The sequence below is a fragment of the Psychrobacter sp. DM4 genome (assembly GCF_051307035.1).
Classification (GTDB): Bacteria; Pseudomonadota; Gammaproteobacteria; order Pseudomonadales; family Moraxellaceae; genus Psychrobacter.
The window spans coordinates 378,824-393,910 of record NZ_CP195536.1 but is presented as its reverse complement, the minus strand read 5'-3'; the positions used below and the strand labels follow the sequence as shown (position 1 = coordinate 393,910).

Below are 15,087 nucleotides of genomic sequence, written 5' to 3'. Positions count from 1 at the left end.
TATATGCGGTTTATCTTGTATATGATGAGCTGTCAATAGTCAGTATTTTTAACAGTTGCTTATATCTAGTTGGCTCTCACCGGATCGACTCTAATCTCTCTACTTGCCATCTCATCTACTTCAGACACAGATATCGGACCTGCTGGTACAGTAGGTAGAGGACTTATGCCTCGATTGGTATTTTGAGAACGGTTTTGTGCACTGCTTCCTATATCATTACCTATATTGTTGCCCAATGGATCAGAGATAATTCTATCTCCAGTATCATCATTAGGCTGATAATTATTTATACTAGACGTCTCATTATTGCTCTGATTAGTCAAAGCTTCATTTTCAAGCGAATTATTCATACCAGTAGCATTATCCACACCAATAATAGTGTTCTCATTATTTATAGCGGTGCTGTCAGGTAAAGGTATGGGAACGGCGCTATTGATCTGCATAGTCGGGACAATAATTCGCATATCACCGAGGAGCTGCTGGAGCAGCATATCATCAGGCGCTTCTAATATAATGCGCTCATCCTGTAATTGTAAACGTGCAAACGGTACTGCTCTAAGCAAAGTCAACATATCCGGTAACCTTTGTACCGTCATATTAGATAAACCAGTGGCGACTCCCTCGGCAATGGTAACCTCACAAGTGCTAGCTTGCTCACCGAAGCTAACATTAAACGCCTGTATGAGTGCATTTTGCATAGTGATGTTGCCTACAGTTGCGTTACACGTGTATAGCTGACCGCTATCATCAACACCTACGATCATCGATATAGGCGTTAAGGGTATCGCCGCTGGTTCTTCTGTCGGTGTGACCATAGTGGGCGGCGCAGGAGTATCTACTACGACTTGCTTGGGCTTAATAACTAGCGCCCAAGTCAGTCCTATTCCTGCTAATACCGCTAAGGCAAATATAAGCCAAGATATTTTTCGAACGCTTATATTGTGAGCGCGTACCTTTCTAAAGGGTCGAGTAGTCAAGAGCTCAGGGTTGTTTGCTATACGAACAGAATCAGATTTATTTTGCTCAGAATCACAATACTCAGAATAATGATGCTTGGAGGGATTGGCATGGATGGCGTCCGTATCAACGAACGCCTCTTGCTCAACACCGGTTGCTAAAGGCAATACGCTCTTATCTTTCTTTGTATTATCAAAATCTGATTGGTCAGCTACTGTTGATTGGCCAACTACTGAGGATGTATCAGGATTTAAGACCTCTGACGAAGAGGGTAAGACTATAATCTCAGGAGTCGCACCTATAAGATGATCAGCGATAACTGGTGCTGACCATACTGGTAGATATTGGCGTAACACTGGTTGTTGCGTTTGCAAATAGGCGGGCAAAAACTGACCACTAGCATGATCATTAAGCGCTTGATAAGCGATAGGTGCCGCGTTGATCAGCAGTTGCGTGGTGACTATCTCATTGATATGATGCGCGGCTGACAATTCTTTGATAATAATTTGACGGGCATGAGGGTCTTGCCATACCTGCTCAAACAAAGAGTCATGAATAGCCTCATGAACAGGTACATTAATTTGGTCACTGCGAAGTAGCATTGAGTAGACTTTTGGCATGGACAGACGCGTTGCCAAAATCGCGTAAAACTGCTCAAGTAGACTAAGCTGCGCAGCATCCATGCTATTGCCTAAGACGACAGTGCTGACCGTCTGTTCTAGATGTTCAATGATGTTCATAATATACCGCTTTCCTCAACTTATCCGTCAATCACAAGGTCTATTCATTTACAAGGTTTGTGCGTTGAGTATCCTCTCTTGCAAGCATCGTTACGCTCGTAATACGAAGCCTTACTCATCATCACTCGATATCATCTTGATTGCTTTATATTGATGTAAGCTACTAGATCTCTAGTCTGTTCTACTCATCGTCATCCTAGATCAAATATTCGTAGTTTTATTTTGATCAAAAGGCTTGAAACTTAGAGCGTGTCATATAATAGGCTTGGCCTAAGGATTACTTTTTTGCTTAATCATACTACACTTATTATTATTGTGACGGTCATTATCAGTCTGCTTGCTTGGCAAAACAAAGCGCTATTTAATCGACTGATTTTTTACCCGCCAGCGGTAGAGCAGGGACAATGGGATCGATTTGTTACTCATGGTTTTATTCACGCCGATAGTATGCATCTGCTCTTTAATATGTTTACTTTATACTTTTTTGGCCGCGCTATTGAAGGACTATATCAACCTTATCTCTGGGGTTATGGCTTTGTTGTATTTTATGTGCTTGCTATCATTGTGGCAATGATTCCAAGTTATATCAAAAACAGAAACAATGCCAGTTATCTTAGTCTCGGTGCCTCAGGCGGTGTATCAGCGGTTCTGTTCGCTTTTATATTGCTTGCGCCATGGGATACTCTATATCTATTTGCTATCGTGCCTATCCCAGCGATACTATTTGCTGTAGCCTATGTAGCTTATAGCATTTATGCCGATAGACGCGGCGGCTCCAATATCAACCATATGGCTCATTTGTGGGGCGGCGCCTTTGGTGTTATAGCGACAATAATTCTAGAGCCACAAGTTATTCCGCACTTTATCAGTGAGTTACTCTCTCCTATTCTTTAAACTTTTTCTTTAAACTTTTAGGTTCTATCATACTTTATGATTATAGATATTATTGGCGATATTCACGGTTATGCGGACAAGCTTATAGGACTGCTCACTCAGCTCGGTTATCAGCATAACGGTCAGTGTTTTATGCCGCCCAAAGGTCACCGCGCTTTATTTATAGGCGACTTGATTGATCGTGGTCCTCAGCAAATCAAGACGCTCGACATCGTCTTTGCGATGCTCGATGCTGATGTCGCTGACGCGGTGATGGGCAATCATGAATATAATGCGTTGGCATTCGCCACTCTAGACCCTGAACATGCTGAGAACTATTTACGTGAGCATAATGAGACACATACACGCCAGCACGAAGCGTTTTTAGCTGAGGTACCTTTTGGCTCAGAGCGACATCATTATTGGCTTAAACGCTTTTGTGAGATTCCATTGTGGCTTGAGACTGACTCGGCTTGTTTCGTTCATGCCTGCTGGGATGTCGATAGCATGGCCATACTCAAACCGCTATTAACTCGAGATAACTGTCTAACCCCTCAAGCCTTAACGCTCACCTCAAAAAAGCATACACCAATGTTTGATGCACTAGAGCGTGTATTAAAAGGTGTGGAGACGCCGTTACCTAAAGGTATCGTGATGGTAGATAAAGAAGGTACCACACGTTCGCGAGTACGAGTACGGTGGTGGCTAGATGATCTTGATAATCGTCCGATTCGTGAGATTGCGCGTGCGCCTCATTCAGCGATAGCGCAGATTCCTCTCGATACCAAGGCTGAGCCTATTGATTTTACTCTCAAGACGGACAAACCTATATTTGTCGGTCACTACTGGCTGACAGGGACACCTACGCCGCTCAGTACGCAGGTGGTCTGTACCGATTATTCAGCGGCGGTTGACAGTGGTTATTTGACTTGTTATCAGCTTGATACTGAGTGCCCACTGCCCCTTAGCCCAAATAACTTTGTACAATACCGCCATACATAGAATACCTATAACCCATCACCGAAACGAAGTCATATGTTAAATTTGGCGGACAAAGGCAATCTTGTCTTTACGGCACGAGCAAAAATTTTGTATGATGGTCTTTTTGAGGACATTGCCCTATGAGCACCCCTGATCACGCTACTGACCAAAATAACGCTATCGTCTCCCCAGCAGGTCAGCCTAAAGTAGGCATTATCATGGGTTCACAATCAGATTGGGCAACAATGAGCGCGGCGGCGCAGTTGTTAGCGGATTTTGGTATTGCTTTTGAATGCGAAGTGGTCTCTGCGCACCGTACTCCTGACAGATTGTTTGACTATGCCAAAGGCGCAAAAGACAAGGGTTTACAAGTCATTATCGCTGGTGCGGGCGGGGCGGCGCATCTGCCGGGTATGTGTGCCAGTCAAACACCGCTACCCGTCTTTGGTGTTCCCGTAAAATCCTCGATGCTTAGCGGCTGGGACAGCTTGCTCTCTATTGTACAAATGCCAAAAGGGGTTGCGGTTGGTACTCTGGCAATCGGTAGCGCTGGTGCCTATAATGCAGCATTATTAGCCATTCAAGTCTTGGCATTGCATGATAATCTGATTGCGACTAAGCTACAAGACTTGCGTCACACGCAAACCGAGACGATTCTTGCCAGCCCCATTCCCGGTATTATTAATCGTTAAAACAGTATAAAAATTTTGAATAGAATTTATCAAAGACAAGGTGCCTCTAGTGCACCTTTTCCTATTTTAATGTACCCTCTATACTTTTATATGTTGATATCACCCTTTCTGATGACTCAAAAGAGCCTGCTATGACGACAGACAATGCTTATCCTACCACCCAAACGATTCGTACTATAGGCATATTAGGGGGCGGTCAGCTCGGTATGATGCTCGCTGAGGCCGCCATGCCACTTGGCTATCGCTGTGTGTTTTTGGAGGACAACGCGGCGTGCCCAGCAAGCCTATACGGGCGCGTCTTTAGTGGTGAGCAATTAGAGGAATTTATCGCTGTAGCGGACGTGTTTACCTTAGAGTTTGAGAACACACCCACAGCGATTGTCGAGCAGCTAGCAGATCTAGCAAAATCAGGGCAAAAACAAGGTATGTATCCACCGCCTATTGCCCTTGATGTAGCGCAAGATCGCCTAAAAGAAAAGCAGATGTTCAATACTCTTAATATTGCAACGGTGCCCTTTGTCGCTGTCAACACTCAAGCTGAACTCACCCAAGCCTGCGAATCTTTAGGTCTCCCTATCGTACTCAAAACCAGTCGCGGCGGCTACGATGGCAAAGGTCAGTTTGTTATTAGAACAGACAATGATATAAAAGCGGCTTGGCATGCGCTCAAAGACGCGGTGAGCGGACAAGGTAGCTTGACACCAACCCCTGCCCCCTTAATCGCCGAAGGGTTTATTGATTTTAGTCGTGAGCTCTCTATTATCGCGACCCGTGCCGTAGATGGTCAAGTGCGCTGCTACGATTTGGTCGAAAACCATCACTATCAAGGTATACTAGCCAAGACTCAAGCGCCTGCTGTCGGGACGAGTCACTTATTTGAGCGGGCAAAAGACGCTATTACCACCGTCATGAATCATCTTGATTATGTCGGTACGATGGCGCTTGAATTGTTTGTGACCAAAGATACGCGTGGTCATGACTGTCTGCTTGCCAACGAGATTGCCCCGCGCGTACACAACTCTGGACATTGGAGCATTGAGGGCGCAGTCACCAGTCAGTTTGAGAACCATATTCGCGCGGTAGTTGGTCTACCCTTGGGTGATACCGGTAATATTCATCCTGCTATTATGCTCAATGTACTCGGTCAGTACCCAGACATCAGTAAAGTGCTCGAAATCGATGGCGCTCATTATCACAGTTATCATAAATCTGAGCGTGACAATCGCAAAATCGCTCATATTACTTTGATGCCAAATGACGTCGCTAACCTTGAACCTAGTTTGAGCAGGCTAATCGCCGTACTACCCAATAAAGTGGGTTTAGATAAAAAACACTCAGATATAGCAAACAAATCAGCAGAGCCAGAGTTGAGTCAACTAGACGCTCATGCCAGTATTGAAGTAAGCGAGACGGCTAAAGACTTAGATCTAAGTACAAGTAAAACTAAATCAAATGACAAGGCAAAAAAGTAATGCAAATTTGGATTGACGCTGACTCAGTGCCTCTCATAGCCAAAGACTTAATCATCAAAACCGCAGAGCGCACGCAGACGATGGCAATTTTTGTCGCCAATCAACCTATTAAGCTACGTAAATCTCCGCTGTTAGTGATGACGGTAGTACCACAAGGGTTCGATAAGGCTGATGATTATATCGTCGAAAAAATTCAGGCAGGCGATTTGGCGATTACCAGCGATATTCCTCTAGCTAATGATATCTTGGATAAAGGCGGTATGGTGCTAACCACGCGCGGCGTCATCTATGACAAAAACAACATCAAGCAAAAGCTCAACATGCGTGACTTTATGGATACCATGCGCGGTACGGGCGTGCTGGAATTGCAAGAGATGAGCGGACAAAAGCCATATGGTGACCGTGACAAAAAAGCCTTTGCCGACGGTCTAAACAAATTAGTGCGCTAGAGGTTGTCAAAAGTACGACTTCAACCCTTACTTATTTATTCCTTGCAAAGGCTATACACGCTATAACCAAACACTATGCAATCGGCACGCATCATAACGATGTGTGCCGATTTTTTTGTTATATTAGTGGTAGGTTTTAGATAAACCATCATTCAAACACTATTTAAAAAAGATAGGAGTAAATATGAAAATTTTAGTAATAGGGGCCAGTGGCCGTGTCGGTAGTGATTTGGTCGAACAATTATTAAATGACGATCATCAAGTTATCGGTACGACCAGACAAAATGAAAAACTATTCGGCAACGACAACTACACTCAACTTGATTTAGATATTACCGCTCACAAAGATGATATTCAAAACCAAATTGATGGAAATATTGATGCGGTGTATTTCGTCGCAGGTTCAGGGGGCAAAAACGTATTAGAAGTGGATCTACATGGTGCGGTTAAGACTATGCAGGCCACTCAAGACAAAGGTATCAAGCGTTACATCATGCTCAGTACGGTGTTCTCTCTAGATACCAGTCAATGGGATAGCCCTGGCATCAAAGATTTGAAAGACTATTACATCTGTAAGCATTATGCAGATCAGTGGCTCGTCAATAACAGCACCCTTGACTATACCGTTGTACAAGCGGGCGCACTCAAAGAGCGAGAAGCAACAGGCAAAATTACTATCGATGATAACGATTCAGGTGAGAATTCAATCAAAGACGTAGCAAGTACTTTGGCTGCGGTATTACATGCTGATAACACAATCAAGCAAGTCTTTAGTATGCACAATGGCGAGACAGCTATTACCGATGCGATTACTAAAATATAATTATATTTTTATTTTTATTTTAATACAGTGGTTTTAATAAAAAAGCAGACTACCAGAAAAGGCAGCCTGCTTTTTTATGCTCAGACCTACTGACCATATAGTTTCTTAGAGTACTAAAATTTATGCTTGACCACTCCGAAAAGTAATGACGTCTTGTATATTTTTCGCGTCAGTTACCACCATCAGCAAACGATCTAAACCGAGCGCAATCCCGCTACAAGGCGGCAAGTCATCACAAGCAGCGAGTAGATGCTCATCAATAGGCATTGACGGCAAATTATGATGGCGGCGCAATTGATTGTCCTGCTCAAAACGCACTCTTAGTGCCCGTCCGTCTGCTAGCTCGTCATAGGCATTTGCAATCTCGATACCGTTAATATATAGCTCAAAACGCTTGGCAATCTCGTTACCGTCTTTGTCCAAAGCTGTTTTTGCTAGCGCAGCAGTCGCTGGTGGATACTCAATAATTAGCGTTGGCAACTCATGACCTAAATATGGCTCTACCTCGTGACTAAATAGCAAGTCTAGCCACTCTTGTCGTACTTCTTTATCAGTGTTTTGTTTCTTGATACCCAGGTTATTCTGAGAATTAAAAGTAAGTAATCCTCTATCCTCTGCTACTGCCTGTAGTGCTGAGATACTAGCCGTCAACGGATGAATACCAACAAAATCCATAAAAGCATCGACATAACGATAGTGATTCATCACCACAGGATAACCGTAGAGCACCTCTAACATCTGCCCAAGCTCATCTGCCAAATCAGCCAAAGTATAATTCAGCTGATACCATTCGAGCATGGTGAATTCTATATTGTGCCGTGAGCCAATCTCATTATCCCGAAATACAGTGCATATCTGATAAATGGGTACGCGCCAACTGGCAAGCACACGTTTCATCGCAAATTCAGGCGAGGTATGTAAATAGTAAGTATGCGGTCGGTCTTGATACGTGACTTGAGCCGCTACCGATTGCAAAAAGGTGTCAGTATTACCCGCTTGCGACAATAGCGGTGTTTGCACTTCTAATACTTGACGCGTTGCAAAAAACTGCCTGATATCAGCAAGCATCTGCGCACGTTTTTGTGCCATTGCCAGCGTCATCGTTGGCATGTAGCTGGCTGCATAGCCAGGCTTATTATTAGGTGCATGGTTCAGTGAGGTCATAAGGGTCTACTATGATGGACTATTATCAGTTTTGTCATATCAAGCCTGCCATTCGCGACGTAGATGATACTCACGGCGCAGCTGATCAAAATCTGCCCCGCTTACTTCTCCATCAGCAATTTTGTGTCTCAAAGCCGCATCATCTTGCATTATGTCGTAGAACTTGACAAGCTGATTTGGATCATCTCTGAGCTCAGACCACAAAAACATATTGATAGGTAGCAGAGTATTCATAGATTGGGTAGGTATCACTGCTAGCTTGATACAGAGTGCATCATAGATGATTTGCGTGCCGCGTAGCTTACCCTCCAAGGTATAACCTGCAATATGCGGGGTGGCGATAGCGAGTTTAAATAGTAGACTCTCAGCCACTTGCGGCTCGTTCTCAAACACATCAAGCACTACCTGCCTACTCGTACATCCCATATCTGCTTCGAGCGCAGAGCCATCAATGACAGGCCCGCGAGCACTATTGATAAGTAGTGTATCTGCTGGCATCTTCGCCAAAGCATCACTATCGATAAGATGATGCGTTGGATAAGCGCTGCTGCCATTCGTATTTACGGCAGTATATTTATAAGTCAGAGGTACATGCAAGCTGACCACATCACTCTGTGTAAGCACTTGCTCAAAGCTGGCATTATTAATGGTCGATGCAGGTAATAGCGGATCATAACCGAGCACTCGCCAATCTAGATCGGTGGCGTACTGAGCCAGTGTACTACCGATATTGCCCAGTCCGATAATGCCAAGTGTCATTGGCTTTTGCCAATACTGGGGACGCAGCGTCAATATAGCTGTCAATACGTATTGCGCCACCGAGTGCTTGCTACACCCCGCTGCATTGGCAAAAGTAATATTGCGAGATTTTAGATACTGCTGATCGACATGATCAGTTCCTATTGTGGCAGAACCAACAAAATTCACACTGTTATTATCTTTGAGCAACATCTCATCGACCTGAGTCACTGAGCGTATCAAAAGAACATCGGGCTGCAAGCTACTCAATAACGAGGCGTCAATATCACGTCCAGCGACGCTAACGACGTTAATCATTTGATCACTCGTTTGACTCAAATTTGCGGTAGTAAAAAATTCAGCGAGACTGGCAATGTTGTTATCTGCAACGATAGTAAGATTTTTGGCGTTATTTATCATAAAGTCATTAGTAGGTCGTAGTCAGTTATATTCTATTATAAGCATCAAGTGTCTGTGTTGCCTTTATCAACGGTGGCTTCATTAGCAGACGCTAGTAGCTTACCATCATCCAAAATCGTTTCTTTTGGCGCAAACACTTCATTTTTGTGATTGGATATCCACTCACGCCAAACCGCAAGACCGATGGCGAGTACGACAGGTCCAATAAATAAGCCCACAAAACCAAAAGCCGTCAAACCGCCGAGCACCCCGATAAAAATGATAATAAACGGAATCTTGGTCGCACCGCTAATGACGATAGGACGAATCAAATTATCCACCCAGCTAATCACTAACGTGCCCCATAATGCCAGACCAATACCCTCAGCGGTATAGCCTTGACTAAGTAACCAGATCGACACCCCACCCCAAACAAATGGCGTGCCAAAAGGAATCAGCGCAATGATGAAGGTAACAATAGTCAATAAAATAGGACTGGGCGCACCAGCGAAGTAATAGCCGATACCAGCAAGCAGGGCTTGCGCAAGCGCCGTCAGGCCAATACCGTAGACGACAGCACGTGTGGTTGTACCTACAGAGTCAATATAACCATCGATACGATTGCCAATAATATTGCGTAGTGCTTGACGAATTTGGCGGATCAAGCTAGTACCATCGCGGTAAAAGAAAAAAAGTGTCATCAGTGCCATACCAAGTTTGGCCAGACTACTGAGCACAACATCAAGAGCAACTTTGCCATAATATAAATGCGACTGTACCCAAACCCGAAAGGCCTCAAGTGTCTCTTCTGGGTTTTTATTGATTCTCCATAACACGTCTTTGACCTGTTGACCTATGATAGGCAAGTCTTTGATAGATTCAGGCACATCTAAATAGCCGACTCGAATACGATAGATCAAATTACTAATCAAACTCACCGCTTCTTGTTGCAAAATAAAGAGACCAAAGACAAGCGGTATCCCGATGATAAGAGTAATGCTCACAGTCATAACCCCAGCACTAACCCCAGAGCTAAACCGAGCTTTCTCATTAAAAAACTGATAAACAGGAAAAGTGACATAAGCCAAAATCGCCGCCCAAAGTGCAGGTACTATAAAGAACTGTATTACCTGAAAGCATAATATAAACAGTACTGCCAGCAACGTAATAGCCAGCAAGCGCTGAATAATAAACTCTTTTGTCCAGTGTTCAATCATAGCGGTGTAACCAAAATCAGTGAGCAAGAGTTTTGCTATAAAGTAATAGATAAATAAAAATCAGCTTATAGACAAAAGCTATAAGCTGTATTTGATGGCAAATTAAGAATATCAGTATTAGCCAAAAACTTGAAATCAGCTCAAGTCAAAAAGCCATATCAGTCAATAGTTATCATTATGCATTAGAATATAACGAATATATAATACTGTGTTGTAACTTTTACTTACAACTGTGATTCTAAGCAATAGCAATCTCGGCTAAGTGATAAAATGGCTTTGTTATTTTGCGTCACTTTGTATAGGCGTCTTACTGAGTTAATAGCCGTGCTAAATCACCGGCGCGTTCTATAAGGGTCTTTAATTAATGCTATACTAGAGCGGTTGTCTGCTAGATTCAGACCACTTTTGCGTCATCTATAAGTGATTATAACTAGGCTGTTTTGTTGAAATTAAAGTGCACTATAAATTGTATTAGTCGTTAATAATTAAGACACTTTGAATCAAATATAGAGCATTCGTTAGAGCTGATAGTCAGGCGTTGTATTAATGCCTAAGCCCTACTGATGTAGACGTTATTCTAAGCTCAAGATTTGAGCTTAGATTCTAATTAATAATAATTTTATATAAAACCATTTGCATAACATAAATAGGAACAATAACAATGTCAAAAGACACTGATAATCCAAACTCTACAAATAACCCAAGCGACAAGCCTGTAAACACTGTCACCTTTGCATTAGCGCAAGCGCAGTTTTTGGTCGGTGATATCATCACTAACGCTGAAAAAATGCGTACCTTAGCACTACAAGCACGCGAGCAAGGCGCTGATGTCATCGTCTTTCCTGAGCTGGCATTATTAGGCTATCCGCCGCAAGATTTATTACTACGTCCAAGCTTATCTGGTCGTATCAAAAGCGCCTTATCAAGCCTGAGTGATATCGACGATATCGTCATGATTGTCGGCTACCCTCATGTCGACCATCACGGTACCTTTAATTCAGCCGCGATCTTACATAATGGTCATCAAAAAGGCTTTTATCACAAGCAAATATTGCCAAATTACGGCGTTTTTGATGAGCGTCGCTACTTCGATAAAGGTCGCAATCAGGTGTTGTTCGACTACAAAGGTATTACTATCGGTCTGCTCATCTGTGAAGACTTGTGGGAAAAAGGACCTATTGCCGATCTCAAAGAGCAAGGTGCTGATCTTATCGTCAGCCTAAATGCCTCGCCATTTGAGAGTAGTAAACAAGACCAGCGTAAAGACATGCTCATCAAACGTAGCCGCGAGCATAACCTACCTATCGTTTATGTCAATGCGGTTGGCGGACAAGATGATTTGGTATTCGATGGCGGCTCTATGATCATGCAAGCGGATGGTAACATCGCTCATGAAGCCCCGCGCTTTATGAATCAGTTATTGCTCGCCACTTTAGATATCAAGAGCAACTCATTTAATACTCAAAACAAAGCGCCGCTGTCATTGAGCCGTGAGTCTGAGATGTATCAGGCCTTGGTTGTTGGTCTGCGAGATTACGTCAATTTATCAGGGTTCTCTGGTATCATCGTCGGTCTATCGGGTGGTATTGATTCGGCATTAACGCTTTGCATCGCGGTAGATGCGTTAGGCGCTGACAAAGTCTATGCGGTGATGATGCCGTATGAGTACACCTCGCAGATCAGTCTAGAGGACGCGCAAGCACAAGCGCGCCGTCTCAATGTCTCTTATACCGTCTGTCCTATCTTTGATGCGGTTGAAGGCATTCGCCATACGCTAGCGCCTTTATTCAACAAGTCGCCTGCCGATACTACCGAAGAGAACATTCAAGCCCGCGCGCGCGGCGTAGTACTTATGGCATTGTCCAATAAATTTGGTCATCTGGTCATCACAACCGGTAATAAGTCTGAGCTGGCGGTGGGTTACTCAACCCTATATGGTGATATGGCAGGCGGTTTTGATGTGCTAAAAGACGTCTATAAAACGCAAGTGTATGACTTGGCAAATTACCGTAATCGCTTGGAGGATACGCCCGTTATTCCTGAGCGGGTGATTACTCGTCCACCATCAGCGGAACTACGTCCTGATCAAAAAGACCAAGACAGCTTGCCTGGCTATGATGTATTGGATGGTATCTTGACGATGTATATTGATGAAGATATGGGTTATCAAGACATCATCGATAAAGGGTTTGATGCTGATGTCGTCGCCCGAGTCATCGGCCTAGTCGATCGTAGCGAGTTTAAACGTGCTCAGGCGCCACTTGGCACCAAAATTAGTCACAAAGCTTTTGGTCGTGAGCGCCGCTATCCTTTAATGAATAAGTGGTCTATAAAAGGTTAATTTATAAAGCTCTGCATCAACGATTTATTATAAGCTGAGCACTTGCTCAGCTTTTTTAGTGACATGACGCCCATTGACTATGCTCATTCTCAATTTGAGATTCTGGCAACGGATCGTCTCAAAATCAATCAACTCTTAGTCACCAAACTTGAAGATAACTTATAGATTACTTTTTGAAGTTAATCGCGCGCGCCAAAGATTGCTGTACCGACACGTACCGTAGTAGAGCCGCCTGCGATAGCCTCCGCCATATCGCCACTCATGCCCATACTCAAAGTATCCCAAGCGATAAGCTCTGAGTGCGCGTCTTTAATCTCGTTAAACAGTTTCTGGGTACGCACAAAAGCATCTGTATCTGCTTTGGATGGGATGATCATCAAACCGCGCAAACACAGACGCTTATAGTCTTTTATGGACGCTATCAACTTAGGCAGCTCGCTTGGTAAACATCCTGATTTACTGTCTTCATTGTCAATATTAAGCTGGATCAAAACGTTGAGTGGCGTCATACTCTCTGGTCTTTGCTCGTTCAGCCGCTTAGCGATAATATCGCGCTCAAGGGTCTGTACCCAATCGAAATTTTCAGCAATATCTCGCGTCTTGTTGCGCTGAATACTGCCGATGTAATGCCAAACGACCTCACTCGCTTTTGTGTCGTTTTTTAGCACTTCTATCTTTTCAAGCGCTTCTTGCAAGTAATTTTCCCCAAAATGTTGCTGCCCTTGCTCAGCTAAAGCGGCGATCATTGATACTGGTTTGGTTTTTGAAACCGCAAGCAAAGTAACGTTATCTGTTTGCGATGACTCACAGGCGTCTTTGATTTGTCCAAGCGTTTGCTGCCAGCGCTCAATCAAACCTTTGCTATCGAAGCTTACTTTTGTGGAGCTCTCATTTTTATCTACGTGCTTAGCGTCCATAAGTCTCTCTTTTAGTCGTTTGCGATACTCAGGCTATCGCCTTTATCTATGATGATATTGTTTTCAGATTTTATCTTAATATGGCATATATTTTACTTTTTAAATTTTTCTTAGATATTTAAATATTGTCTGAGTGGTTATGATATTGTTATCTTAGCTCATCTACAGTATTTCACATTTGAGTACTTATTGATTTTGCACTGTATGTTTTTATTCATGATTTAATGCTACTGATTCATTGTTACTAATAGGATTGCTCAATTATGGCTGAAAAGAATACCTTGAACATTGAAGATTTATTGCGGTTTGCGGTCAAGCACAATGCATCAGATCTACATATATCAGCGGGCATGCAAGCGATGATTCGCGTCGATGGTGAGATGACTCGTATCAATATGCCTGTGATGACGCATCAAGTGGTGCATCAGCTTATTTATGACATTATGAATGACAAGCAGCGTGCAGATTTTGAAGAATTCTTTGAGACCGATTTTTCTTTTGAGATTCCAGATTTGGCACGTTTTCGTGTGAATGCGTTCAATCAAAATCGCGGCGCAGGCGCGGTATTTCGTACGATTCCCTCTAAAGTATTGACAATGGAGGATTTGGGCATGGGCGAGGTGTTCAAGCGTGTCTCTGACTTTAAGCGCGGCGTAGTCTTGGTGACAGGGCCTACCGGTTCAGGTAAGTCAACTACCCTTGCCGCTATGATCGATTATATTAACGAGAGTCGTAAAGAGCATATCTTGACCATTGAAGATCCAATAGAGTTTGTACACGAGTCCAAAAAAAGCCTAGTCAACCAGCGTGAAGTGCATAGAGATACTTTAGGTTTTGAGCCGGCTTTGCGATCAGCACTACGTGAAGATCCTGACATTATTTTGGTTGGTGAGCTGCGAGATCTTGAGACCATACGCTTGGCTCTGACCGCTGCTGAAACAGGACACTTAGTCTTTGGCACTTTGCATACGAGCTCTGCGGCCAAAACCATTGACCGTGTGATTGACGTGTTCCCTGCCGCCGAAAAAGACATGATTCGAGCGATGTTATCTGAATCTCTACAAGCCGTCATCTCACAGACCTTACTTAAGCGTCAAACAGGCGGGCGTATTGCTGCTCATGAGATTATGCTCGGCACGCCTGCTATTCGTAACCTTATTCGCGAAAATAAAATTGCGCAGATGTATTCCTCCATTCAAACAGGAGCCAGCGACGGTATGATTACTTTGGATCAAACCCTTAAAAACTTAGTAGCGCAAGGCATTATTAGTAAAGATGTTGCTCGCCCTTATGCTAAACAACCAGACGCGTTTATGTAGAGTAA

General features: G+C 43.5%; 13 protein-coding genes. 8 read left to right on the top strand and 5 right to left on the bottom strand.

Annotated elements, in window-relative coordinates; translation table 11 throughout:
* Positions 1–65 precede the first annotated feature (65 nt).
* On the bottom strand, positions 66–1,697 hold the full coding sequence (locus ACR64G_RS01765; protein ID WP_435979848.1) for a hypothetical protein: 1,632 nt from the start codon (positions 1,695–1,697) through the stop codon (positions 66–68).
* 285 nt (positions 1,698–1,982) lie between these two features.
* On the opposite strand from ACR64G_RS01765, the gene ACR64G_RS01760 reads away from it, so the two are divergent.
* From ACR64G_RS01760 to ACR64G_RS01735, 6 genes are all read left to right on the top strand, one after another.
* The gene (locus tag ACR64G_RS01760; protein ID WP_435979847.1) at positions 1,983–2,591 is read left to right on the top strand and encodes a rhomboid family intramembrane serine protease; all 609 of its coding nucleotides are present in this window, start codon (positions 1,983–1,985) and stop codon (positions 2,589–2,591) included.
* A gap of 36 nt (positions 2,592–2,627) precedes the next feature.
* Positions 2,628–3,572 carry a metallophosphoesterase gene (locus ACR64G_RS01755; protein WP_435979846.1) on the top strand — a complete coding sequence of 315 codons (945 nt, stop codon included), beginning with the start codon at positions 2,628–2,630 and terminating at the stop codon, positions 3,570–3,572.
* Positions 3,573–3,691: 119 nt separating this feature from the next.
* Positions 3,692–4,243, top strand: a complete 552-nt coding sequence (gene purE / locus ACR64G_RS01750; protein ID WP_435979845.1) for a 5-(carboxyamino)imidazole ribonucleotide mutase — start codon at positions 3,692–3,694, stop codon at positions 4,241–4,243.
* A 131-nt stretch (positions 4,244–4,374) separates the two neighbouring features.
* Entirely contained in the window at positions 4,375–5,715 is a 1,341-nt protein-coding gene (locus ACR64G_RS01745; RefSeq protein WP_435979844.1) for a 5-(carboxyamino)imidazole ribonucleotide synthase, read from the top strand.
* Complete coding sequence (locus ACR64G_RS01740) at positions 5,715–6,164, top strand: YaiI/YqxD family protein (protein ID WP_435979843.1); 450 nt, start codon at positions 5,715–5,717, stop codon at positions 6,162–6,164. Before ACR64G_RS01745 ends, ACR64G_RS01740 begins: the two co-directional genes overlap by 1 nt.
* A gap of 184 nt (positions 6,165–6,348) precedes the next feature.
* Positions 6,349–6,987: an NAD(P)H-binding protein gene (locus tag ACR64G_RS01735; RefSeq protein ID WP_435979842.1), complete on the top strand. Its 639-nt coding sequence runs from the start codon at positions 6,349–6,351 to the stop codon at positions 6,985–6,987.
* A 120-nt stretch (positions 6,988–7,107) separates the two neighbouring features.
* On the opposite strand, the gene epmA is transcribed toward ACR64G_RS01735, so the two are convergent.
* From epmA to ACR64G_RS01720, 3 genes are read right to left on the bottom strand one after another with little or no spacing between them, the layout of a single operon-like run.
* Complete coding sequence (gene epmA / locus ACR64G_RS01730; RefSeq protein WP_435979841.1) at positions 7,108–8,151, bottom strand: EF-P lysine aminoacylase EpmA; 1,044 nt, start codon at positions 8,149–8,151, stop codon at positions 7,108–7,110.
* Positions 8,152–8,190: 39 nt separating this feature from the next.
* Complete coding sequence (locus ACR64G_RS01725; RefSeq protein ID WP_435979840.1) at positions 8,191–9,309, bottom strand: 4-phosphoerythronate dehydrogenase; 1,119 nt, start codon at positions 9,307–9,309, stop codon at positions 8,191–8,193.
* 44 nt (positions 9,310–9,353) lie between these two features.
* Positions 9,354–10,505, bottom strand: coding sequence for an AI-2E family transporter (locus ACR64G_RS01720; RefSeq protein ID WP_435979839.1), 1,152 nt, complete (start codon positions 10,503–10,505; stop codon positions 9,354–9,356).
* A 661-nt stretch (positions 10,506–11,166) separates the two neighbouring features.
* Here ACR64G_RS01720 and ACR64G_RS01715 point away from each other — a divergent pair.
* Positions 11,167–12,846, top strand: coding sequence for an NAD+ synthase (locus tag ACR64G_RS01715; RefSeq protein ID WP_435979838.1), 1,680 nt, complete (start codon positions 11,167–11,169; stop codon positions 12,844–12,846).
* A gap of 179 nt (positions 12,847–13,025) precedes the next feature.
* Here the strand turns inward: ACR64G_RS01715 and ACR64G_RS01710 are convergent, their stop codons facing one another.
* Positions 13,026–13,763 carry a YggS family pyridoxal phosphate-dependent enzyme gene (locus ACR64G_RS01710; protein WP_435979837.1) on the bottom strand — a complete coding sequence of 246 codons (738 nt, stop codon included), beginning with the start codon at positions 13,761–13,763 and terminating at the stop codon, positions 13,026–13,028.
* Between the two features lie 281 nt (positions 13,764–14,044).
* Between ACR64G_RS01710 and ACR64G_RS01705 the strand changes: the two genes are divergently transcribed.
* A complete protein-coding gene (locus tag ACR64G_RS01705; RefSeq protein WP_435980611.1) occupies positions 14,045–15,082 on the top strand; it encodes a type IV pilus twitching motility protein PilT in 1,038 nt (345 codons plus the stop codon).
* Positions 15,083–15,087: the final 5 nt, after the last annotated feature.